At 60.9% G+C, this 21,977-nt stretch carries 27 protein-coding genes; 9 read left to right on the top strand and 18 right to left on the bottom strand.

Going from position 1 to position 21,977, the window contains the following annotated elements; all coding sequences use genetic code 11:
• Positions 1 to 91: 91 nt before the first annotated feature.
• Complete coding sequence (locus J0X03_RS19110; protein ID WP_060659894.1) at positions 92 to 640, top strand: GNAT family N-acetyltransferase; 549 nt, start codon at positions 92 to 94, stop codon at positions 638 to 640.
• Here J0X03_RS19110 and J0X03_RS19115 read toward each other — a convergent pair.
• The 5 genes from J0X03_RS19115 to J0X03_RS19135 all read right to left on the bottom strand — a co-directional run bounded on the left by J0X03_RS19115 (position 631) and on the right by J0X03_RS19135 (position 3,602).
• The gene (locus J0X03_RS19115) at positions 631 to 882 is read right to left on the bottom strand and encodes a hypothetical protein (protein ID WP_033642017.1); all 252 of its coding nucleotides are present in this window, start codon (positions 880 to 882) and stop codon (positions 631 to 633) included. The genes J0X03_RS19110 and J0X03_RS19115 overlap by 10 nt on opposite strands.
• 86 nt (positions 883 to 968) lie before the next feature.
• Positions 969 to 1,421, bottom strand: coding sequence for a thiol-disulfide oxidoreductase DCC family protein (locus J0X03_RS19120; protein ID WP_099783851.1), 453 nt, complete (start codon positions 1,419 to 1,421; stop codon positions 969 to 971).
• A gap of 75 nt (positions 1,422 to 1,496) precedes the next feature.
• Positions 1,497 to 1,826: a hypothetical protein gene (locus tag J0X03_RS19125; protein WP_042783760.1), complete on the bottom strand. Its 330-nt coding sequence runs from the start codon at positions 1,824 to 1,826 to the stop codon at positions 1,497 to 1,499.
• A 151-nt stretch (positions 1,827 to 1,977) separates the two neighbouring features.
• Positions 1,978 to 2,604: an isochorismate family cysteine hydrolase YcaC gene (ycaC, locus tag J0X03_RS19130; RefSeq protein ID WP_004928476.1), complete on the bottom strand. Its 627-nt coding sequence runs from the start codon at positions 2,602 to 2,604 to the stop codon at positions 1,978 to 1,980.
• A gap of 116 nt (positions 2,605 to 2,720) precedes the next feature.
• Positions 2,721 to 3,602 carry a pirin family protein gene (locus J0X03_RS19135; protein WP_016928920.1) on the bottom strand — a complete coding sequence of 294 codons (882 nt, stop codon included), beginning with the start codon at positions 3,600 to 3,602 and terminating at the stop codon, positions 2,721 to 2,723.
• Between the two features lie 125 nt (positions 3,603 to 3,727).
• Between J0X03_RS19135 and J0X03_RS19140 the strand changes: the two genes are divergently transcribed.
• Entirely contained in the window at positions 3,728 to 4,636 is a 909-nt protein-coding gene (locus J0X03_RS19140) for a LysR family transcriptional regulator (protein ID WP_033642013.1), read from the top strand.
• On the opposite strand, the gene J0X03_RS19145 is transcribed toward J0X03_RS19140, so the two are convergent.
• Together J0X03_RS19145 and J0X03_RS19150 are read right to left on the bottom strand one after the other, a co-directional pair.
• The gene (locus J0X03_RS19145) at positions 4,637 to 5,020 is read right to left on the bottom strand and encodes a VOC family protein (protein ID WP_046688328.1); all 384 of its coding nucleotides are present in this window, start codon (positions 5,018 to 5,020) and stop codon (positions 4,637 to 4,639) included.
• A 2-nt stretch (positions 5,021 to 5,022) separates the two neighbouring features.
• Positions 5,023 to 5,805 carry a DeoR/GlpR family DNA-binding transcription regulator gene (locus tag J0X03_RS19150; protein WP_033642011.1) on the bottom strand — a complete coding sequence of 261 codons (783 nt, stop codon included), beginning with the start codon at positions 5,803 to 5,805 and terminating at the stop codon, positions 5,023 to 5,025.
• Positions 5,806 to 5,943: 138 nt separating this feature from the next.
• Here J0X03_RS19150 and J0X03_RS19155 point away from each other — a divergent pair, with 138 nt between their 5' ends.
• Together J0X03_RS19155 and J0X03_RS19160 are read left to right on the top strand one after the other, a co-directional pair.
• Positions 5,944 to 6,633: a ZIP family metal transporter gene (locus tag J0X03_RS19155; protein WP_033651048.1), complete on the top strand. Its 690-nt coding sequence runs from the start codon at positions 5,944 to 5,946 to the stop codon at positions 6,631 to 6,633.
• Positions 6,634 to 6,739: 106 nt separating this feature from the next.
• A complete protein-coding gene (locus J0X03_RS19160; RefSeq protein ID WP_046688326.1) occupies positions 6,740 to 7,357 on the top strand; it encodes a hypothetical protein in 618 nt (205 codons plus the stop codon).
• 36 nt (positions 7,358 to 7,393) lie between these two features.
• Here J0X03_RS19160 and J0X03_RS19165 read toward each other — a convergent pair whose 3' ends face one another.
• The 4 genes from J0X03_RS19165 to J0X03_RS19180 all read right to left on the bottom strand — a co-directional run bounded on the left by J0X03_RS19165 (position 7,394) and on the right by J0X03_RS19180 (position 9,550).
• Positions 7,394 to 7,657 (bottom strand): putative hemolysin, encoded by a 264-nt coding sequence (locus J0X03_RS19165; RefSeq protein WP_019454261.1) that lies wholly within the window; start codon positions 7,655 to 7,657, stop codon positions 7,394 to 7,396.
• Positions 7,658 to 7,708: 51 nt separating this feature from the next.
• A complete protein-coding gene (locus J0X03_RS19170; protein WP_033642008.1) occupies positions 7,709 to 8,197 on the bottom strand; it encodes a YjjA family protein in 489 nt (162 codons plus the stop codon).
• Between the two features lie 126 nt (positions 8,198 to 8,323).
• Positions 8,324 to 8,914, bottom strand: coding sequence for a lipid IV(A) palmitoyltransferase PagP (gene pagP / locus J0X03_RS19175; RefSeq protein WP_033642007.1), 591 nt, complete (start codon positions 8,912 to 8,914; stop codon positions 8,324 to 8,326).
• A gap of 207 nt (positions 8,915 to 9,121) precedes the next feature.
• Complete coding sequence (locus J0X03_RS19180) at positions 9,122 to 9,550, bottom strand: adenine nucleotide alpha hydrolase family protein (RefSeq protein ID WP_033642006.1); 429 nt, start codon at positions 9,548 to 9,550, stop codon at positions 9,122 to 9,124.
• 671 nt (positions 9,551 to 10,221) lie between these two features.
• On the opposite strand from J0X03_RS19180, the gene J0X03_RS19185 reads away from it, so the two are divergent.
• Positions 10,222 to 11,901, top strand: coding sequence for an alpha-keto acid decarboxylase family protein (locus tag J0X03_RS19185; protein WP_160204009.1), 1,680 nt, complete (start codon positions 10,222 to 10,224; stop codon positions 11,899 to 11,901).
• A gap of 52 nt (positions 11,902 to 11,953) precedes the next feature.
• Here the strand turns inward: J0X03_RS19185 and J0X03_RS19190 are convergent, their stop codons facing one another.
• On the bottom strand, positions 11,954 to 13,057 hold the full coding sequence (locus J0X03_RS19190) for a DUF1615 domain-containing protein (protein WP_160204008.1): 1,104 nt from the start codon (positions 13,055 to 13,057) through the stop codon (positions 11,954 to 11,956).
• Between the two features lie 178 nt (positions 13,058 to 13,235).
• Between J0X03_RS19190 and tehB the strand changes: the two genes are divergently transcribed.
• Positions 13,236 to 14,099: an SAM-dependent methyltransferase TehB gene (tehB, locus tag J0X03_RS19195; RefSeq protein WP_033642002.1), complete on the top strand. Its 864-nt coding sequence runs from the start codon at positions 13,236 to 13,238 to the stop codon at positions 14,097 to 14,099.
• Here the strand turns inward: tehB and J0X03_RS19200 are convergent.
• A complete protein-coding gene (locus J0X03_RS19200) occupies positions 14,094 to 14,807 on the bottom strand; it encodes a 2OG-Fe(II) oxygenase (RefSeq protein ID WP_160204007.1) in 714 nt (237 codons plus the stop codon). The genes tehB and J0X03_RS19200 overlap by 6 nt on opposite strands.
• Entirely contained in the window at positions 14,804 to 15,859 is a 1,056-nt protein-coding gene (gene ada, locus J0X03_RS19205) for a bifunctional DNA-binding transcriptional regulator/O6-methylguanine-DNA methyltransferase Ada (protein WP_042783753.1), read from the bottom strand. Before ada ends, J0X03_RS19200 begins: the two co-directional genes overlap by 4 nt.
• Positions 15,860 to 16,096: 237 nt before the next feature.
• Here ada and leuE point away from each other — a divergent pair, with 237 nt between their 5' ends.
• Positions 16,097 to 16,735 carry a leucine efflux protein LeuE gene (gene leuE, locus J0X03_RS19210; RefSeq protein WP_033641999.1) on the top strand — a complete coding sequence of 213 codons (639 nt, stop codon included), beginning with the start codon at positions 16,097 to 16,099 and terminating at the stop codon, positions 16,733 to 16,735.
• 159 nt (positions 16,736 to 16,894) lie between these two features.
• Positions 16,895 to 18,394 carry an aldehyde dehydrogenase family protein gene (locus J0X03_RS19215; RefSeq protein ID WP_160204006.1) on the top strand — a complete coding sequence of 500 codons (1,500 nt, stop codon included), beginning with the start codon at positions 16,895 to 16,897 and terminating at the stop codon, positions 18,392 to 18,394.
• A gap of 33 nt (positions 18,395 to 18,427) precedes the next feature.
• Here the strand turns inward: J0X03_RS19215 and feaR are convergent, their stop codons facing one another.
• The 3 genes from feaR to J0X03_RS19230 form a co-directional block, all read right to left on the bottom strand.
• The gene (feaR, locus tag J0X03_RS19220; protein WP_033644202.1) at positions 18,428 to 19,327 is read right to left on the bottom strand and encodes a transcriptional regulator FeaR; all 900 of its coding nucleotides are present in this window, start codon (positions 19,325 to 19,327) and stop codon (positions 18,428 to 18,430) included.
• A gap of 140 nt (positions 19,328 to 19,467) precedes the next feature.
• The gene (locus tag J0X03_RS19225) at positions 19,468 to 20,109 is read right to left on the bottom strand and encodes a DsbA family protein (RefSeq protein WP_160204005.1); all 642 of its coding nucleotides are present in this window, start codon (positions 20,107 to 20,109) and stop codon (positions 19,468 to 19,470) included.
• 233 nt (positions 20,110 to 20,342) lie between these two features.
• Complete coding sequence (locus tag J0X03_RS19230; protein ID WP_033651039.1) at positions 20,343 to 20,747, bottom strand: Exc2 family lipoprotein; 405 nt, start codon at positions 20,745 to 20,747, stop codon at positions 20,343 to 20,345.
• Positions 20,748 to 20,939: 192 nt separating this feature from the next.
• Between J0X03_RS19230 and J0X03_RS19235 the strand changes: the two genes are divergently transcribed.
• A complete protein-coding gene (locus J0X03_RS19235; protein ID WP_004940639.1) occupies positions 20,940 to 21,188 on the top strand; it encodes a hypothetical protein in 249 nt (82 codons plus the stop codon).
• On the opposite strand, the gene J0X03_RS19240 is transcribed toward J0X03_RS19235, so the two are convergent.
• On the bottom strand, positions 21,185 to 21,952 hold the full coding sequence (locus J0X03_RS19240; RefSeq protein ID WP_072628318.1) for an NAD(P)H-dependent oxidoreductase: 768 nt from the start codon (positions 21,950 to 21,952) through the stop codon (positions 21,185 to 21,187). The two genes, J0X03_RS19235 and J0X03_RS19240, sit on opposite strands and share 4 nt — an antisense overlap.
• Between the last annotated feature and the right edge of the window lie 25 nt (positions 21,953 to 21,977).

The following is a 21,977-nucleotide window of genomic DNA, read 5'->3' on the forward strand; positions in this document are numbered from 1 at the left end:
CTTCGCCCCCTCTCACCCGCAGAGGGGGATTTCCCGTTTCGCCATTCTGGTCTACAGTGAACACTGTTCATTTATCCAGCAGAGAGAAACGATGACAAGCTTTAATCCTTCCACTCCTTTCTTCAGCGAACGCCTGCAGATGCGCCCACCGGTGATGGCGGATCTCGCGCGTTTCTACGCCATCTTCGGCGATCCGCAAACGCAGCGTTTCAATCCCGCCGGTCCACTCACCAGCGAAGCGCAGGCCGCAGCGGCGCTGCAAGAGAGGATTTCCGGGTGGCAACAACACGGTTACGGTTCCTGGGCGATCGCTCTGCGCGAACGGCCGGATTGGATTATCGGCTTTGGCGGATTGTCCCGGAAACCGCTCGGGGCGCAGCGCACCGTGAACCTCGGCTATCGCTTCGATACTCGCGTTTGGGGCATGGGATTGGCCACCGAGATGGCGCGGGCATCGCTGCAATACGGTTTTGTCGGATTGGCGCTGGAGGAGATTTCCGCCATTGTGCGTGCGGAGAATCAGGCGTCGTGGCGAGTGCTGGAAAAGATCGGCATGCAGCGGGTGGATACACTGGATGACGTGCCCGGCGCGGCGCCGAGCCTGGTGTATACGCTAAAGCGCTGCGACTATCAGGGCTGATCGTCGCTGATTTTGGCCAACGCCATGCGGTAAGATTTGACCTTCTGGCGCTTTTTCAACCAGGTGGCGGTAGAGACAATGAATACCGCGCCCGACATCGCCAATACGCCGGTTGGATGGCCATAAAACACCATCAAGGCAAAGTAGACGGCGGAAACGATCGCCACCCATTTCGCCGTATTGCCCATGTCGTTTTTCTCTTGGGTCAAACGGCGGATGTGCTCTTCTTCACTGATTCCCATACGCGCTCCTTGTTGGCTGAATAACCCATTATATGGAGCTGGAGTGCTGATATTTCAAGCGGTTGGATGGTAAAGAAGCGTAAAGCTCAGGCCGGCGGCTCCCGCCGCCGAGGCAGATAGCGCCCGGGCTGGTCGGCACCCGGCAGGCCGCTGCCGTCGTTGCGGCCAAACAGCCGGTAGCGATTGCCGGCGACCGCATCGTAGATCTTGTCCGCCAGTCGCGGCGGCAGGTAACGCGCCAGCGCCAGCGCGCGGTACGGCCATCCCACTTGGCGCAGCGCCCGAAACAACGCCGCCGAACGCAGCCAACAGCGCCCCTGTTCCACATAGACCACGGAATCGAAACGGTCGGTCGGCAATCCCAGCGCCTGCAGGATTGCCTGCCCTTCGACGGATTGCACCGTCGCCAACAGAATGCGCCGCTGCCGATCGGCGCGAACAAGGTATCTCACCAGCCCATGACACAGGTTGCATTCGCCGTCGAACAACAACGCGCGATCGCCGGGCTGCAGATAAGGCAGCTGTGATAAAGGGGTCATCCCGCCTCCCGAAAAATGCTCGCCTTAGCCTAACGCGCCTGGTGCGCCCAGGCCAGAGCGGGATGACGGGGCGTGTTAAGGCCCGGGCGGTGCGTCAGGCACCGCCACCACCGCGACGCGCACTTCGTAATGTTTGGCGCTGCCCGCCGGGATCACCGCCGTCAGTTTGTTGATGGTTTCCACCGGATTGTCGCTGGCCGAGGTGGCGCAGAACAGCTCACCGCCGCGGCAGAACCCCGGCTTGGGCGGGTGCCCGCCCGGGAAAGGCGGCATGCGCATCGGTTCATCCGCCACAGGCGGCAACGCTTTGGCCGCAGGCGCCTCGGGGGCAGACATCGCGCTCGCGCTGAACAACAGCGCCATGCCCATGCAGGGCAGCGCCAGGATCTTGATTGCTTGTTTCATTGAATTAGCCTCATTTGCCGGGTTCGGGATTACGCTACCCCGCCCCCGGCCCATGAGAAAGCCGCTTTTCGCTACCTTTTCGCCCCGCTGCGCTTTGCTTACACGCGCTTAACGTGATGAGAGGCAAAAGGTTGGGTAAAGGGCCGTCGCGTTACTTGCCGTTCGTCAGCGTGTTGTAGCTGGTCATCAGATTGCGGTAGTCCGGGATATGGTTGGAGAACAGCGTGCCCAGGCCTTCGATGTCGTTGCGCCAGTCGCGGTGCAGCTCGCAGGCGACGCCGAACCAGGTCATCAGCTGCGCGCCGGCGGCCTCCATGCGGCTCCAGGCCGACTGACGCGTCAGCTCATTGAAGGTGCCGGAGGCGTCGGTCACCACAAAGACCTCGAAACCTTCATTGAGCGCCGACAGCGCCGGGAATGCCACGCACACTTCGGTCACTACGCCGGCGATGATCAGCTGCTTGCGGCCGGTGGCTTTTACCGCCTTAACGAAGTCGTCGTTGTCCCAGGCGTTGATCTGGCCAGGGCGAGGAATGAAGGGAGCATCGGGGAATTGGGCTTTCAGTTCGGGCACCAGCGGGCCATTGGGGCCGTTTTCGAAACTGGTGGTAAGAATGGTCGGCAGGTTGAAGTACTTCGCTAAATCACCCAGCGCCAGCACGTTGTTTTTAAACCGATCGGGATCGATATCACGCACCAGCGAAAGCAGCCCTGCCTGATGATCCACCAGCAATACGGCGGCCTGGTCTTTGTCGAGGCGCTTGTAATTTGCAGTCATGGTTTTACTCCTGTGGGGTTGATGTTGCGGATGAAACGCCCCGCCGCAGGGCGGGGCGTTGAGGTTTAAGTGTAGCGCCTGAGCCGGGGAACACGGTCCGCCCCAGGCGCCAAGGTTCAACCGGCGCTCGCTTCGGCGTTCATGCTGCCGAACTTGCCGCTGTTGAAATCGCGGAACGCCTGCTGGATTTCCGCGTCGCTGTTCATGACGAACGGGCCGTAGCCGACGATAGGCTCATCGATCGGTTCGCCGCTCAGCACCAACAGCGCGACGTCGTTGTTGGCTTCGATGGTGATCGAATCCCCCGCCCGGTCGAAACGCACCATTTGGGTTTCGCGCACCACGTCTTCACCGTTAACCAGGATCGCGCCGTGCAGCATCACCAGCGCCAGCGTATGGCCTTCTTTCACCGTCAGTGTGGTGGTATGGCCGGCATTCAGCTTCATGTCCCACACGTTAAGCGGGCTGAAGGTGCGCGCCGGGCCGGCGTGCCCGCCAAAGTCACCGGCGATCACCCGCACCTGCCCTGCGCCGTCCGCCAGAGGAACCACCGGAATATCGGCGTTCAGCAGCGTCTGATAGCCCGGCTCGGCCATTTTGTCCTTGGCCGGCAGGTTGACCCACAGCTGCACCATTTCCATGGTGCCGCCCTTGCGCGAGAAGTCCCGCGAATGGAACTCTTCGTGCAGAATGCCGGAGGCGGCGGTCATCCACTGGACGTCGCCGGGGCCAATCACCCCGCCGCTGCCGGTCGAGTCGCGGTGTTCCACTTCGCCCTGATAGACGATGGTCACCGTTTCAAACCCGCGATGCGGGTGCTGACCCACGCCACGGGTGCCGGAGGCGGAGCGGAATTTGGTTGGCGCTGCGTGATCCAGCAGCAGGAACGGGCTCATTTCCGCTCCCAAATCGTTATAAGAGAACAGCGAATTCACCAGGAAACCGTTACCGACCCAATGTGCTTCCGGGCTGTTGTGAATACCGAGGATTTTTTTCATCTTGAACTCCCGTTTCAGACCTCACGGCCTTAAGTTGATGTCAGAAGTTTAATCCGCCGGGGTTTGCTGCAGTAGTAGGCAAGATGTACACTCAGCGTTCTACTGGTAGAACGATAAGGGATGCGATGCTGACCGATCTGAACGACCTGTTTTTCTTCGCCAGCGTGGTCGATCACCAGGGATTCGCCCCCGCCGGCCGGGCGCTGGGCATTCCCAAATCCAAACTCAGCCGCCGCGTGGCGCTGCTGGAAGAGCGGTTGGGCGTGCGCCTGATCCAGCGCTCGACGCGGCGCTTCTCGGTGACCGAACTCGGCCAAACCTATTACGCGCACTGCAAGGCGATGCTGGTGGAAGCGGAAGCCGCGCAGCAGGCGATCGAACAGACGCGCGCCGAGCCCTGCGGCACGGTGCGCATGTCCTGCCCGGTGGCGATCCTGCACACTCGCGTCGGCAGCATGGTGGCAGCCTTTATGGCCGATTATCCCAAGGTGACGGTGCATCTGGAGGCCACCAACCGCCGGGTGGACGTGGTGGGGGAAGGGTTGGATCTGGCGATCCGCGTGCGGCCGCCGCCGCTGGAGGACAGCGATCTGGTGCTGAAGATCCTCGCGCAGCGCACCTGGTGCGTCGCCGCCAGCCCGGCGCTGGTGCGCACCCTCGGGCCGGCGCAAACGCCGGAAGACCTGCGTAAATACCCGACGCTCGATCTCGGCCCGGCGCGCGCTCAGCACCAATGGCGGCTGACCGGCCCACAGGGTGAACGGGTGGAGTGGGAGCACTCGCCGCGGCTGGTCACCGACGACATGCTGATGCTGCGCACCGCCGCCATCGCCGGCGCCGGCATCGTACAACTGCCGGCGATGATGATGCGCGACGACATGCTGCGCGGCGAGCTGGTGCAACTGTTGCCGGGCTGGCAGCCACAGGGCGGCGTGGTGCACGCGGTCTACCCGTCGCGCCGCGGCCTGCTGCCGGCGGTGCGGCTGCTGCTCGACTATCTGGGGGAGCAGTTCGCCAGCATTGAAGAAGAGTGATCAGGCGGTGATTTCGATCGCGTTGCCATCCGGATCGCGAATGACGGCCTCGTAGAAGCCGTCGCCGGTCCAGCGCGGCGCGGACAGCAAGATGCCCTCCTGCCGTGCGCGCTGCGCCAACCGATCGACCTGCCGCTCATCCCCCAGCGACAGCGCGATGTGCGCCCAGCCCACCCGCTCCTCCTGCGCCTGCGCCGGCAGCAACGTCGGCACGCGCATGATCTCCAGCGTCGGCCCTGCCGCCAGATTGACGAAGCGGGAAACGAACCCCGGCCGATTGCGGCTGACGTACTCCTCTCCCGCTTCACCGTTGAAATAGCGCTGCCAGAACGCCAGCTGCGCGTCGATGTCACGGGTCCACAGGGCAACATGGGCTATTTTCATCATCATTCTCCGGTCGATAAATCGCTGTGCCAGATCTGGCCGCCGCCCTGCGCCACCTGCTGCTCAAGCTGCGGGTGCGCGCCGCGCGCCGTCACCAGATGATCCACCCGCCCGGCGGGCAGGAAGGGGTAGGGGGCGTAGGTATTGAGTTTGTCGCGGGTGCACAGCACCGCCACGCTGCCGGCGCGCGTCAGCAACCGCTTTTTGAACGTGGCGTCCTGGTAACTCAACGCGGAGAAGCCGCCGGCCGGGTCGTAGGCGCAAATGCCGGTGAACACCAGATCGAAATGAAATCCGTCGATCTCTTCCGCCGCCTTGGCGTCCACGCAGCCGCCGACCTGCGCATCCAGTTCGCCGCCGATCAGGATGGTGCGGATCCCCGGCCGTTCCAGCATTTTGCCGGCGATGCTCAACGCATTGGTTACCACCGTCAAACGCCGATCGCGCGGCAACAGATCCGCCAGATACAGGTGGGTGCTGCCGGCATCGAGGAAGATCAGCTGTTCTTCGCCGATCACCCCCAGCGCGGTCTGCGCCAGCGCCAGCTTCTCATCACCGCTGAGGGCAATGCGCGCCGCAACGGGGCCTTCGGCCGGCGTCGGCGCCAGCGCACCGCCATAGATGCGTTTGCACAGATTTTGCGCCGCCAGCTGACGCAGATCGCGGCGGATGGTCGCTTCGGTGGTATTCAGCCGCTGCGCCATCTCCAGAGCCAGCACTCGCCCCTGTTGGCGGAGCGTGTCGAGAATGGCCTGATGGCGCTCATTCGGTAACAGTTTGGACATCATGTCAATCCGGCGATGCTAAAGTGATCATGAATGTACACAAACGTACACAATCGAACAAACACTTTTTTGGCAACACTCAAGCGGCGGCGCTCGTCTAGACTGAAAGTGACATCACAGATAAGGGATTATGACGCGATGACCTCCGCCGTGCTTTATACGCTGTTTCCCGCCGCAGCCACCGTCGTCGGCGCAGCGGTGGCGCTCTATCGCCGCCCCGGCGACGCCGCGATGCGCGTCATCCATCACTTTACCGCCGGCATCGTGTTCGCCGCCGCCGCCACCGAAATCTTGCCCGATCTCAAACAGCAGTCGCCTTTGGCGGTGTTGCTGGGCGGCGCTGTGGGGGTGCTGTTAATGTTGCTGGTTCGGCGGCTGGGCGAAAAAGCGCAGGGGCCGGTCGGTTTTATCGCCGCGGTCGGCGTCGATATCTTTATCGATGGGCTGGTGCTGGGCATTGCCTTCGCGGCCGGCGCCAAAGCCGGCCTGCTGTTGACGCTGGCGTTAACGCTGGAAGTGCTGTTCCTGGGATTGTCGATCGTCGGCGATTTGCAAGACTTTCTCGGCAGGCGGCTGCGCGTCATGGCGGCGATAGTTGGCCTGGCGCTGCTGTTGCCCATCGGCGGCCTGCTGGGGGCGCCGGTGGCCATGCTGGGCGCATTTTGGCTGACCGCCTTTCTGGCCTTTGGCCTGATCGCCCTGCTCTACCTGGTGACCGAAGAGCTGCTGGTCGAAGCGCATGAAGGCGGAAAGGAAACCCCGTTCGCCGCCGCGATGTTCTTTGCCGGCTTCCTGCTGCTGTTGCTGTTGGAAGAAGGTTTAGGATAAAAAAACAGGAATTTCATGGCGCATGCCGCCCGGTGGCAACGCTTTGGCTATACTGAGGCAAGCGAAGTTACCGCAGACGTAACGGCTTGGGCGTAAAGGGAAAACGATGTTATTGACGATCGCAAGGTGGCTGTTTCAATTACCCGGGAAGCTGTTTGGGCTGATTTTTAAAAATCGCCTGAGGGTATTTCTGTTCTTCATGCTGGTCGCCCTCGGGGTGCTCGGCGTCAAGCGCTATCTGCTCACCCACCAGTATGACGACGAATTCAGCCTCGCCGCCCCCACCGATTACAACCGCGCCATCAAGCGCGAAATGCCGCAGCGCGAAGCACGTGAGCAATGCGGCGGGCCGCTGCACGATAATGCCGGGCAACCCTGGCCCGCGTCAGCCGGCTATCTGCATCAGCCGACCGGCCTGCCCGCAACCGGCCTGCATCGGCTGACGCTGGACAATCAAGGCAACGATTTCGCAGTGTTGGTCAAAATGGAAACGCCCGCCGCGCCGCAGCAGCTGGCGGAAGTCTTTATTCCGGCCGCCGGCAGCTTCGAGGTTAAAATGAATGCGGATGCGGAACACGTGATGAAAATCAAGAACATCAAGACCGGCTGCATGTTCCGCTCCAGGCCGTTCAACCTGGATAAACGGAGCGATTGGCGCATACCGTTATCGCTGCAAAAGGACGGCAGCCTGCAGCTGCAGCCGATAGGCGATCGGCAATTCTGATCGGGCGCCGGGCAGAGTCACCGGCGCCGCAAAAGGTTACTTTTTCACCGGATGATCGCGGCGGAACAGCTCCCAACTTTCAATTTCCTGCCCATTCGGCAGCGTACAGGTCGAATACTGGCCCGCCGCGTTTTCTTTGGCGTTCAGCTTACCGCCAATTTTGGTGCAATACACGTCGGCCGGGTTCGCCATGCCGATCGGTTTCACCTGCGGCGGTGGCGGCGCATCGTTGGATTTCACGGAACACCCCTGCAACATCGTCATCCCTGCCAGCAGGGAAAGCATCAACGTTTTTTTCATTTTTCCAGCTTATGCAAAATACCCACGGCGGAACGCTCCGCCGTGGGTTGATCATGAAATAAAGGATTTGCCCTGTTTCAGCACCAGATCGCAGGCTTTTTGTTTCACCTTCTCGGTGATCTGCGAGGTGCCCAGGCTGTTGAGATCCAGGCTCTTACCTTCACCGGTCTGCAGCAAGCCGCCCAGACCCTGCTGATAATCCTGGCTCTTGGCGTTTTCGGTGCTGGTGATGCCCAGTTTGCTGAGCAACTGATCTTTCACTCCTTCGGCGCCGTTAGCCGACAGCACGTTGTTTTTCACACAGTACTGCAGGATGCCGGCGGCGTTGGTCATGCTGCTGGAGCTTAACGCCTTGTCGCCGCCGTTCAGCAGGCCGGTCAACGAGGAGAGCGACATGCCGCCGCCGCTTTCGCCGCCAGACTTGCTCAGTTCGCCCGCCGCGCTGCTGAGAGAATCCATCAGACCGGCGGCCTGGGTGGCGCCGCTGGCCAGGGTCGCGGACAGCGCCAAAGCCAGCAGTAAACGATGTTTGGTAATCATAGTGATAAAACTCCTGTAAGAACGGCATGCAATCGGCGCAGCGCGCCGGGATACCTCTCCGACGCCGCCTGCGGCGACAAGTTCCTTTTATCTCGCCGCCGCGCCGTTTTTCGGAATTCAGGAAGTTTAGAACTGCCAGCGCAGCCAGGCGAAGAACACGTTGCCGTTGTTATAGGTGCCGGGAATGTAGGTCGCCTGGAACGTCAGCCGCTGATAGCCGATAGAAGCCAGCGGCAGCGGCGCCGGGATAGGGATATATTTCCAGTTATCGCGCGCGGTGACGCTGGCGGTGAAACCCAGCCCCAGGCGGAAATCCTTGTCATCCAACGGACGCCAGATCTTCTCGTAGGCGTAGCCGCCGATCGGCTCCCACTTGTTGAAGGAATCCTTGAACGCCATGATGTAGATGCCGTGCCAGTCACCGTCGCTGTCGTAGCGGGAGATGCCGTAACCGGCGCCCCACGGGCGCTCGTTGTACTTATCGATATGTTCGTCATCGTAAGTCCAACGGTTATGCCAGGTGATGGCCGGAATATAGAGATCGTGGTTCGGCGAATTGTTCCAGGTCTCCGACACGTTATGGGTAAAGCGCTGCCATAGACCCGGTTTTTCGGCCTGCGCGGTATTGCCACTTTCTGTACTAACCTCAGCGTAAGAAGGCAGTGCAGGAAATATCAACGCCAGAGAACATGCCAACAGAGTCCGTTTGAGAAACATGGTAAAGCTCCTGTAAAAATACGGCCGAAGATTTTTACCGATAGCCCAGGCAAGATCAAGCTGTATCCAATTTATCCAACGCCCGTTTCGCCTTGGTTAAGCTTAGCATCGGAAAATTCGCATTGGTTTATAACGGGTTGCACCGACATCTGCATGTTAGCGCCTTTCGGACGGCAAAACCGTGGGAAAAGTCCGCTTTGTCGTTCGCTACTCGCGGGCCAGGTGCTTGACCAACACATCGACATCGAGGCGGTTCACGAACGCCAGAGAATACGAGGAATAAAGGCCAAACAGGCGGTTTTGGTGCCCGACCACCACCAAATCGATGCCGGCCTGGTGAATAAAATCGCTCACGTCCTTAAAGCGGCGAATGGTAACGATCTGCTTCACCGCCACCGGCGCATCGACGGCGCGCACCAGCCGGCTCAGCATCGCCTTGGCGGCGATCACCTCCTGCGCCTGGCGATCCTTGATTAACGCATCGCTGCCGTACTCCAGCTCGGCATAGTCGGCGTTCAGGTGGCCGACGGTGATGGCGACAGGCAGCCCATGCACCATCGCCGCCGTTTGGCGCAGCAACGGCAACCCATCACGCTCGTCGTGGATCAGCACCAGCACACGTCGATAGCTTTTCATGGCTATTTCCCCCTCAGACGAGCCCCGCTGGGACGCAGGCCCTTTGGTAGGTATACGCCATCCAGGCGCACGTAGAGAAAAGTTTACGTATCGGCCCCAAGGAATGTGATGGTCGCCACGTTATATTAGCGCCCGTAACGACGCTTGTTTACGCCGGCCCGAGGCGGCGCGCATTGCAGCCCCGTAAAATAAAACTGACAACACGACGCGAATAAAAAAGCGACATTGTTAATTTTTTGTTTTTGATTGGTTGCGCGATGGTTTCATGAAATAAGCGTGCGGTGGATCACCAAAATGCCCCTTTGCGCCGGCTTCTGCCTTTATTTACCAGCAAAGTAGCGTTACGCCACCCGATGGGATTTAACGCGGCGTCAAAAGTACCGGATGATTCGCTCTGCATCATGATAAATGCCAATACGCCGCCATTTTTCTGTCGATATACCGCCAGGGAAAAATACCGCACCGTCCTCCTGCATAATAACCACACTATTTATACATCATTCAATCGCGTAAAGCGCCGAATACAAACCGCCTATTCAACGGCTGCCACGCCTGTCTTGAACAAGCCGACACTTTAAATAACTGTTAATGCTAACGACACAACATCGCCAGCAATTTATTTTTGCTGATTTTCGCCTGACAAAATAAAGATAAATAATCCGGAGCAATCAATGAAAATAACTATCGGGTCATTCATTCTGCAACAGCTTCACGCCCTGAACGTCGATCGTATTTACGGCGTGCCTGGTGACTATAACCTCAGCCTGCTGGAGCTGCTGGAAAACGACGAGCGGCTGGCGTTTGTCGGCAACTGCAATGAATTGAACGCCTCCTACGCCGCCGACGGTTACGCCCGCATGAAAGGCGCCGGCGCGCTGATCGTCACCTACGGCGTCGGCGATCTGGCCGCGCTGTCAGGCATCGCCGGGGCCTATGCCGAATCTTCGCCGGTTATCTGCATCGCCGGCACGCCGCCGCTGCATGCGATGAAAAATCACCAGCTCTTGCACCATACCCTGGGCGATGGCAATTTCGACAACGTCATGAACTGCTTTAAACAATTCACCGTTGCGCAAGCCTTGATTACGCCGGAAAATGCCGCACAAGAAATCCCACGCGTTATTTCCCGCGCCTGGATAGAGAAGAAACCGGTGTATTTACAGCTGCCGTCGGATATTTGCGATGTGGAAATTGAAATCGCCGCGGCGGCGATGGCACCGCAATTACCGGCCAGCGATAAATACAATGTGCAATTAGCGGCGATGGCGCTGTTAACCAAAATCAAACGCGCACAGCGCCCAATCATGTTGGTCGATCAAATGGTGGATCGCTACCAGTTGCAGCAGTTGGTCATCGCGGTCGCTCACCGCTTCGCCATTCCGCTGACCAATATGCCCACCGCCAAATGCATTATCCCGGAAAACACCGCCGGTTGGATGGGCGGCTACAGCGGCAATCTGTCGCGCCCCGAACTGTATGAACACATGGCCCACTCGGACTGCGTGCTGAGCTTCGGCGTGCGTTTGGTGGATTCCACCACCGGCTATTTCTCCCAGCACATTCCCGCCGCCGCTCAGGTGGACATCCAACCGTTCTCAATGAAGCTGGACAACACCTCCTACCCGGCGGTGTCGACGGCGGATCTGCTGCAGGCGCTGTTGGATCTGAGCGAAGACGCGCCGGCGCAGCCCCTGGCGCCGTTGGCCAGCCCACATGAGAAGCTGGCGACGCCGAGCGACGCGCCTATCGACCAGGCCTATCTGTGGCGGCGCATCCAACGCTTCATCCGGGCGGATGACGTGGTGGTGGTGGAAAACGGCACCTCCGGCGCGGCCATCGGCGGCATGCGCATGCCGGACGGCGTCAAGGTGGTCAACCAACCGATTTGGGGCTCAATCGGCTATACCCTGCCGGCGCTGCTCGGCACTCTGATGGCGGCCCCTGAACGCCGCCACCTGCTGTTCATCGGCGACGGCTCTTTCCAGTTGACCGCGCAGGAAGTGTCCACCCTGCTGCGCTGCGAGCAAAAGCCGATCATCTTCCTGATCAATAACGACGGCTACACCATCGAACGCTATATCCTCGGCGAAAGCTCGTCCTACAACGACATCAGCCCGTGGGACTACGCCAAACTGCCGGCGGTGCTGAATACTCGATCGCAGCCGTTCAGCGTGGCGGTGGAAACCACGCAACAGCTGGAAATGGCCCTGGAACACGCCTCGCGGCAGGATAGGCTGGCGTTTATCGAGGTGAAAGTGCCGATGATGGACACGCCGCCGGTGATGAAAGAGTTCTGCAACCGTTGCAACAGCTTTAACTTCGGCCTGACCAACCCGCGCCGCAGCGCCTGATGCGCGATCGCGCCGCCGGTGACTCAGGCCACCGGCGGCGTTTTCTTTAGGGTTAACCGCCGGCGCGCGCCATGCAGCGCTGGCGGCGTTCATCCACCCGCTTGGCGAACCAGGCGGTAGTCAACTTACGGGTGATTTTCGGGCTTTCCAGTTGGATGCCCGGCAGCATCTCGCGCGGCAGCTTGCCGCCCGCCAGCGCATAGACCTTCTTATACAGGTCGGTATCGGCAAAGTCGGCCGTGTCGCCTTTCTCCAGCGCCCGGCGAATGGCGCTGTCGCTCATGTTCAGGCGCTTGCCGAGCGTGCGCACCGCCAGCTCGGTGGAGCCGGGCTTGTCGCTGCCAAAGTCGATCAGATCGCCGTCCAGCGCCAGCGGAATGGCGCTCGCCCGGCTGACCGCGTTTTGGAACGCCGCGTTGCGGCTGGCGTACCAGCCGGCGTTGAAGTCGGCGAAGCGGTAAATTGGCCGGCTATAGTCGGCCGGGTACCCCAGCAAATGCATAATGCCGAAGTACATGCCGCCGCGTCGGCTGAAGACTTCGCGCCGAATCGAACCGTCAACCGGATAAGGATACCCTTTGGCATGCGCCTCAGCGAAGGCGACGCTCACCTGCATCGGGCCACCGGTATGAACCGGGTTCAAATGGCCGAACAGCTTCTGCCCCATCGGCACGCGGTCGATCATGTCATCGAAGATATCGCTCAGATCCTTTTCGGTGCGCACCTTATCCAGGCGCTCGCTGTAGCTCTGGCCGTTCGACGACGAGATCTTCAACGCGGTATGCACCAAAAAGTTCGGGATATGCATCTGATCGGCGCGGCGGTCGATCTCCTTCCAGGCGATCTTCGGCAGCCCCGGCACCTGCGGGTTAGCCTGGAACGTCGACTCCTGTTCAGTGACCGCCAGCACCGAGCACAGGTTCTCATCGCTCGGCTCGATGCCCTGCGTGGCGAACGCGGCGGTGATATCGGTGGCCCAACCCTGACGATCGCCGGCATTGGCCGGGATCAGCGTCATCAGTCGCGCTTTGACGTCGGCGGGGCGCGCCGCCGGCGAGGTGGTGGTGGTTTTGCTGGTACAGCCCGCCAGCGCCAGCAGCGCGGCCAGGCTCAGCAAACGGAGGGGCTTCGGGTGGCATAAACGGCGTATCGGCATCTTTTCCCTGAACGTGATGACATGAACAGCACTGAAATTAGCCCAGCCGCCGCGCACAATCCAGTATAAAGATCTCCCCGCGCCTTTCCTTCAGGCTGCTATGTTCAAACGATCGATAAAGATGTATTTTATATACATCATATAAATCACTTTGCTTGCCCAGCCAGAGGAGCCCCCTATGGAGCAGCAGTTGCTTTGCTATAAAACCCTGCCGGAATGGAACAGCGAAACGCTGCCGGAAGCCTTTCGTCAGCGCCACAACACCCAGAGCGGCACCTGGGCGAAGCTCACCGTGCTGAGCGGCAGCCTGACGTTCGCCATGATGACCGAAGACGGCGCCACCACCGAGACCTGGCAGTTTAGCCCTGAAAGCCAGCCGCCGTTTATCGCCCCCCAACAGTGGCATCGCATCGTTTCCTTTTCGGACGACATGACCTGCCGGCTGGCGTTTTACTGCACGCCGGAAGATTACTACCACAAGAAATACGAACTGACGCGCACTCACTCCGAAGTGGTTGAGGCGGCGGCGCGCATCGCGCCGGGCAAGGCGCTGGATCTGGGCTGCGGCGGCGGGCGCAATTCGCTCTACCTCAATCTGAAAGGTTTCGATGTCACCGCCTGGGACAAGCATGCGCCGTCGATAGCCCGCCTCAACCAGATCGTCGACGCCGAGCAATTAACCCGCCTGAGCGCCGGGGTGCAGGATCTCAACACCCACCGCTTCAGCGGCGAATACGACTTTATCCTGTCCACCGTGGTCTTGATGTTCCTCGAACGGCAGCAGATCCCGCATATCGTGCAAGACATGCAGGACAGCACCGTGCGCGGCGGCCATAACCTGATCGTGGCGGCGATGGATACCGAGGATTATCCCTGCCCGCTGCCGTTCCCGTTCACCTTCAGCCCGGGTGAGCTGAAGCATTATTATCGCGACTGGGAGATCCTCAAATACAACGAAGACGTCGGCCAACTGCACAAAACCGACGCCGCCGGCAACCGCATCTCGCTGCGCTTCGCCACCCTGCTGGCGCGCAAGCTATAGCGCGTCGTGAAAGATAATCCCCAGCGAGTGGCGTTGGCCGGCGCGTATTCGGCTGACGCCGTGGCGCAGATTGACCCGATAGTAGCCTTTCATTCCCGCCACCGGCCGGTGATGCACGGCGAACACCACCGCGTCGCCCTGTTGCAGCGGTACCACCTCCGCCCGGCTCTGCATCCGCGGCCGCTGTTCGGTCAGCACGAACTCGCCGCCGGTGAAGTCCTGCTCGGGGGCGGAGAGCAGAAACGCCACCTGCAGCGGAAACACCCGCTCGCCGTACAGGTCCTGATGCAGACAGTTGTAATCCCCCGTTTCGTAGCGCAACAGCAGCGGCGTCGGCCGCCGCTGGCCGGCCCGGTGGCATTCCGCCAGGTAGGTTTCATGTGCGGCGGGATAGCACGCCGCCAGCCCCAACAAGGCGTTCCAACGGTTGGCCACCGGCGCCAGCCGCGCATACATCAGGCTGCGCGCTTCGGCCACCGGCGGCGGCAGCGGATAGGCGAAATAGCGGTACTCGCCGCGGCCAAAACCGTGCTTCGCCATCACGATGCGGCTGCGAAAATGCGCATCCTGCGGGTAAAGCGCCGAAAGCTCGCGGCACAGGTCTTGACTGAGCACGCCCGGCAGACGCGCGCAGCCCTGCGCATCGAGTTCACGTTCAATTGCCGCCCAGTCCAATTCGGCCAGCCGGGTCGCCAGTGCGCCGCTCATCGCTGCGCCTCTTTTTCCAGCAACGCTTTCTTGCGATCGACGCCCCAGCGGTAGCCGGACAGCGTGCCGTCGTTGCGCACCACCCGGTGGCAGGGGATCGCCACCGCCAGCATGTTGGCGGCGCAGGCGCCGGCTACCGCGCGCACCGCTTTGGGCGCCCCAATGCGCCGAGCGATATCGGCATAGCTGACGGTTTCGCCGACCGGTATCGCCTGCAGCGCCCGCCAGACCCGCTGTTGAAACGCGGTGCCGCGAATATCCAGCGGCAGCGCCAACCCGTTCTCCGGCGCTTCAATCAGGCCCACCACCTGCGCCATCAGCGCTTCATACTGCGCGTCGCCGCCGATCAGCTCGGCGTTGGGGAATTTGTCCTGCAGATCCTGCACCAGCTGCTGCGCATCGTCCCCCAGCAGAATGGCGCAGATGCCCACCTCGCTCTGGGCCGCCAGGATCTCGCCCAGCGAACAGCGCCCGACGGCGAAATGGATGCGCATGCCTTTGCCGCCCGCCCGATAGGCCTTCGGCGTCATGCCCAACGCGGCGTTGGCCTGCTGGTAGAAGCGGCCGTTGGCGCCATAACCGGCGTCGAAGATCGCGTCGGTCACCGTTTCCCGCTGCGTAAGACCGGCGCGTAAGCGTTGGCTGCGCTGCGCGTCGGCGTAGCCTTTCGGCGTCAGGCCGGTGATCGCTTTGAACAGCCGGTGGAAATGGTATTGGCTCAACCCGACGTGGCGCGCCAGCGTCTGCAGCGACGGCGCTTTTTCCGCCTGCTCGATATAGCGGCAGGCCTCAGCTATCTGCCGCGCATGCTGTTCCGTCAGCGGCGTCAGCCCCTGCCGGCAGCGTTTGCAGGGCCGATAGCCCGCCGCCTCCGCCTGCTCCGCGTCGTCAAACAGCTCCACGTTTTGCCGATTCGGTTGGCGTGACGGGCAGGAAGGCGAGCAATACACGCCGGTGGTTTTCACCGCGTAGATAAAGCGGCCGTCGGCGTGCTTGTCGCGGCTGACAATCGCCAGCCAGCGCGGATCGGCGCTGTCGATTACGTTTTTCATCATCCGTTCCTCACTGCGGTTTCGATGTTAACCAGCATAGTGACGGGCCGTTGGCGAAACACGCCGACTCTTGCTTTTTAATTCGTCGCCGACGTTTTCAACAATCTTTCGACAATTTTTCACCAACAACATGAAGTTTATTACGTTGCCAACCCGGTTGCACGGCGTTAGGATCGCGGCCGGCCACGGGCGTGGCCAGTGTTTCTGCCTGTTAGTTGCGCGCATGGAGAGGTTATTGTGTTAGAGAGTTTTGGCGTCCTGAATTTATGGACCTATTTGGCCGGGGTGGTCTTCATCATCATTCTGCCGGGGCCGAATACGCTGTACGTGCTGAAAACCGGCATATCGCGCGGCGTGCGCGCCGGCTATACCGCGGCGCTGGGCGTGTTTATCGGCGATGCGATCCTGATCTTTTGCGCCTATATCGGCGTGGCTTCGCTGATCCGCACCACGCCGTTCCTGTTTACTCTGGTGCGTTTTCTCGGCGCGATTTACCTGCTGTTCCTTGGCGCAAAAATCCTCTACGCCACCTTCGTGCAGAAGGCGCAGGCGCAACAGCAACAGATTGAGGGCGGCAACAGCATTCTGCGCAAATCGCTGACGCTGAGCCTGACCAACCCGAAAGCTATTCTGTTTTACGTGTCGTTCTTCGTGCAGTTCATCGATTTCAACTACGCGCACACCGGGCTGTCGTTCACCATTCTGGCGCTGATCCTCGAAGCCGTCAGCTTTATCTACATGAGCACGCTGATCTTCTCCGGCGCGATGCTGGCGCATTTCTTCAACCACAAGAAAGGCCTGGCGAAGCTCGGCAATGGCCTGATCGGCCTGCTGTTCCTCGGTTTCGCCACCCGTCTGGCAACCCTGAGTTCGTAATCCTTCCCGGCCGGCGCCCGCCGGCCGCGGTTTACTGTTCCGTCACGGCAAAATGACACGCAGGACAAATCGAATGTCAGGCAGAGCAAAGCCGCCGCTTTACCGCTGATCTAGACTCTCAGGGTTAACGATAACCTGATGAGCCTGATCGGAGGATGTATGTCTGACAATACCGTAGCCGTGCTGGATAGCGTGTCGCGTTTTCTCGATCGTCAGCATGGGCTGTATATCGACGGCCAGTGGCGCGCGTCCGCTGCGGAAGGCCGCCTGGCGGTGTATAACCCCGCCAATGGGCAGCAGATCGCCACCACCGCCGACGCCAACGAACACGACGTCGCGCTGGCGGTGCAGTCCGCCCACAAAGCCTTCAGCGAAGGCGTCTGGGCGCAGCGTCTGCCGGTCGAGCGCGAACGCATCCTGCTGCGCTTCGCCGATCTGGTGGAACAGCACGCCGAAGAGCTGGCGCAGCTCGAAACCCTGGAGCAGGGCAAATCCATCAACATCGCCCGCGCTTTCGAAGTCGGCAGCACCCTGAACTGGATGCGTTACACCGCCGGGCTGGCGACAAAAATCACCGGCCAGACGCTGGACGTGTCCATTCCGATGCCGCCGGGCGCCAAATATCAGGTTTATACCCGTAAAGAGCCGCTCGGCGTGGTCGCCGGCATCGTGCCCTGGAACTTCCCGCTGATGATCGGCATGTGGAAAGTGATGCCGGCGCTGGCGGCGGGCTGCTCCATCGTCATCAAGCCGTCGGAAACCACCCCGCTCACCCTGCTGCGCATCGCCGAGCTGGCGAGCGAAGCCGGCGTGCCGCCGGGCGTGTTCAACGTGATCACCGGCCGCGGCACCGTGTGCGGCAAAGCGCTGACCGAACATCCGCTGATCGCCAAAGTCAGCTTTACCGGCTCCACGCCGGTGGGCAAAAGCATCGCGCGCGCGGCGGCGGATCGCCTGACCCGCGTGACGCTGGAGCTGGGCGGCAAAAACCCGGCCATCGTGCTGAAAGATGCCGATCCACAGCAGGTGATCGAAGGCCTGATGCTCGGCAGCTTCCTCAACCAGGGGCAGGTGTGTGCCGCCAGCTCGCGAATTTATATCGAAGCGCCGATTTACGATCGGTTGGTGGCCGGATTCGAACAGGCGGTGAAATCGCTGTCGGTCGGGCCGGGGATGGATACCGGGGCGCAAATCAACCCACTGGTGTCGCTCGCGCACCGCAACAAGGTGGCGGCCTACCTGGACGACGCCCGGGCGAAAAACGCCGAGCTTATCGGCGGCGCGGCCGGACCGGACGCCAACGGCTTCTACATTCCGCCGACGCTGGTGATCAACCCAGATGACCGGCTGAACCTGACGCGCGAGGAAGTGTTCGGCCCGGTGGTCAACCTGATCCGGGTGGCGAGCGCCGAAGAGGCGCTGAGCAAAGCCAACGACACCGACTTCGGGCTGACCGCCAGCCTGTGGACCACCAGCTTGCAAAAGGCGATGGCGTTTACGCCGCGCATTCAGGCCGGCACCGTGTGGGTCAACACCCATACGTTGATCGACCCGAACATGCCGTTCGGCGGGTTCAAACAGTCGGGCAGCGGCCGTGATTTCGGTCCGGATTGGCTGGATGCCTACACCGAGTCGAAATCGGTCTGCATCCGCTATTGAGTGCAGCGGCGCGGGCCTGGCCCGCGCCCTGATTTACTGATACTGCCGACGGTACTCGCTCGGCGACATGCCGAAACGCTGCTTGAAAGCGGTCGAGAAATGGCTGTGATCGGCGAAGCCCCAGTCAAGACCAATGCCGGCCAGCTTTTCCTGCCCGGCGGCGCTGCGCAGCGCCTGCGCGCACAGATCCAGCCTGCGGTTCCTGATGTACTGCGCCACCACCAGCCCCTGACGGGCGAACAGCCGATACAGGCTGCGTAACGATACCCCCAGCTCGGCCGCTACCCACTCAGGACGCAGCTGCGCCGACTGAATATGCCTGTCGATCAGCGCCAGCGCCTTGTCAAAGACCGGGTGCTGCCCTTCCGGCCGCGCCTGTTCGAGCGCCAGAGCCGGGCGCAGCAGCGCCGCCAGCGCATTCAGCACCGCCTCGCTTTCCGCCGCGGCGAGCTGAGGATCCTGCATGCTGCTCAGCACCAGCTGGCGGCTAAGGCGCACCGCGCTCAGCTCCGCCCCCAGACGCTGCGCGCAGGGCGGCGGCAGCGGCAGGCAGCCGCGCGGCAGTAGCAAAGAGATTTGGCGCGAATCGCGCTGGAAGGTGAAGCTGCTGGGCTGTGAGGCGTCGATCAGCGTCATGTCGCCGGGAGAGAGCATCGTTTGGCGATCGCCCTGCTCCATCAACGCGCTGCCGCGCAGCTGGAAGACGGTGAAAAAGTGCGCGCCGTCGCTGCGGGCGATTTCACGCGGCGTGCGATACAGCCGGGCCTGGGCCACGTCGACCACGCTCAGACGCAGCGCATGGGCGCGGAACTCCTGCATCGCCCCGCTGAAACCCGGCCCCAGCGTTTTCGCGCAGAACCTGCCGCAGGCGGTGTTGATTTTGCCCAGCCACTCTTCGAAGCCGGCGTCGCGGAGCGTTGCCAATGCCGTCATGATCTCTCCCTTCAAACGCCGGCGGCGCTGCGCCGTTGAACAGAAAATCACCATAACAACCCGTTAACACACAATCAATGGCGAGCGGGGGATTTGGCACCGCGATCACAGATCATCTGGGTGCCGAAGGGAGAACCACCTTAAGGCTGTTTGTCCAACAGGTAACGCACCACCGCCGCGTACTCTTTGGCGTAGCCTTCAACACTGGTGGCGGCCATGCCGGCATTGTCTATCTTGTATTTGCCTGCCACGTAGAACGATGGGGTGCCGCGCACGTCAAACGCTTTCACCGCTTCGTTCTGCTTGGCGATCAATCCTTTGACCAGCAGGCTGTGACGCGCGTTTTCATAGGTAGCGGCATCGATGCCGGCCGCCGTGAACACCCGCTGAATATCTTCGGCGCCGTTGACGGCGCGCTGTTTCTGCACCGAGTCGAACATCGCCCCTTCAATCTTGTCTTCCACGCCCAGCACCGTCGCCACCGCCCAGGCTTCGGTCAGCTCATTGCCCAGTTTGCCCATCAGGCTGACATGATACTTGGTGACTTTCTCACCGGCGGGCAGCGCCTGAGCAACGGTACTGCCTACGCGGTAGGTTTCGGCGAACTGATAGCAGGGGCCGCAGTAGAAGGAGAAAAATTCCACCACCGCCGGCGCGGCGGCCACCGGCTTATCCAGCCGGGTGTATTGCTCGCCCGCGCGGTAATCCGCGGCCTGAACCGCGGGCAGCGCCAACATCAATACGACGGCGGCGGCGAACGAACGCTTAACTTTTGCCAACATAAACACTCCTGGTTTCATCTATGAACATCGTCCTTAGCGGCGGTTTTTATAATCAAATAACCGCCAGAAGACCAGTTTTTATTACCTTCTATACCCTAAATAATTGGAGTTGCATCACGGCGGCAAGAGCGGGAGTCCCCAGGAGCTTACTCAAGTAAGTGACTGGGGTGAGCGCTCGCAGTCAACACAGATGCAGCTTCAAGTATGACGGGTATATTTGTGAGGGATTATGTTCAGCGCCCTTCGTAACCGTCCCAGTACGCGCCCACAGCTTCCTGCGAGAACACCTGGCGGCGTTTAGGGTTGTCGGAGCCGCTGTAAGTGCGGTTGATGAAAATGGTTTTGTGTTCCATGTTCTGCTGGAATTCCGGGCTGGCCAGATAGTCAGCCTTTTTCTGCGCCTCGCTGCGCGCCACGCCTGCCGCGCGATCCTTTTTCCCCAGCTGGTAGAACTGTTCGAACATCGGCACGGCGTTCTTAATACTGCCGTTCACATCGGTGCGGAATTGCGGATCGAAATCGTCGCGGGTTTGATAAATGTAGTGCTTGGCATGCAGCTCGGCGCTGCTGAGGTGATGGGTGCAGGCGCTGAGCGCCAACAGCGGCAACAACAGCGCCGCGCTTTTCAGTCTTTTCATGTCGTCTGTCCCTGTCAGTGAGGAAGGTTCCTTTAGCGCCAAGAGCATAGCGCCAGCTCCCGGCGAACGTCAAACAACAAAACGCGCATCGCCTTGTTTTATATTAATATTATATACATTGATTGGTATTCATTGCCTGAAACACTATGCTTTAACAGACAGGATAAACACTCACCGACAGCGAGGCGGCCAATGAAACCGATCGACAAAAGCGTGGGGGAGTACGACCTCACGGCGGAAAAAAAAGCGGGCATGATCACCGGCACCATCCGCGGCGAACTGCCGGACAGCGACGCGAACCTGCCGCTGCTGCCCTTCTCCGGCACCTTCGCCGGCCCGAGCGTGGCCGAAGCCATCGCCGATATTCAGCAGCAGTTCCCCGACATCGAACCGGCGATTATCGACGATTTGCGCGAGGAACTGCTGAAGGCCGGATTCTAATCCGGATCGCAATGCCGCACGAACGGACTGTACACCGGCGCGCCGGGCTTCAGCGCCAGATCGGCGTCAAAATCTTCATTGCGATTGAACGGCACAGCCGGCCAGGCGGAAAACGCGTTCAAACCGTCCCGGTACGCCTGCGTCACCTGCGCCAACGCGGCGTTTTGCGCCTGCAGAGCCTCGCCCGCCAACCCGCCGCGCACGCCATAGACCAGGAACGGCTCCAGCACGCTAAAACCGATATAGTGCAACGCATGCATGATGGGCCACAGCATCAGCCGCATATCGCCGTCACGCCCGTTCGGCGCGCAGGCCTGTGCGGAAGCGCCGGCGGTGACGGTCAGCAGCGCCCGTTTGCCGCGCATTACGCCGTTCTCATGGCGGTGGCGGCTGTCGTAGATCCCGCCGTAAACGAACACCCGATCCATCCAGCCTTTGATGATGGCCGGCGCGCCGAACCACCAGAAAGGAAACTGCAACACCAGCGTATCCGCCCAGTGCAGCAGCTCGATATGCCGCCGGATCTCCGCCGGCAGCGCCTGAGTCGTCCAGTGATGGCGCTGCTCCTGCATCGCATCAAATCTGTCCGCCTGCTTTCTGCTGGGGTAATGGCCGGCGCTCTCGCGCGGATCAAATCCCTCCTGATACAAATCGACCGTCTTCACCTGATGCCCCTGCGCCAGGCAGGCCTGCCGCGCCTGTTCGGCCAAATGGGCATTGAAGGAATGCGGCTCGGGGTGAGCCAGCACAATCAGCACGTTCATCCTGTTTCTCCCGTTGTAAGGTGGT

The sequence above is a fragment of the Serratia ureilytica genome (genome assembly GCF_017309605.1).
GTDB lineage: Bacteria > Pseudomonadota > Gammaproteobacteria > Enterobacterales > Enterobacteriaceae > Serratia > Serratia ureilytica.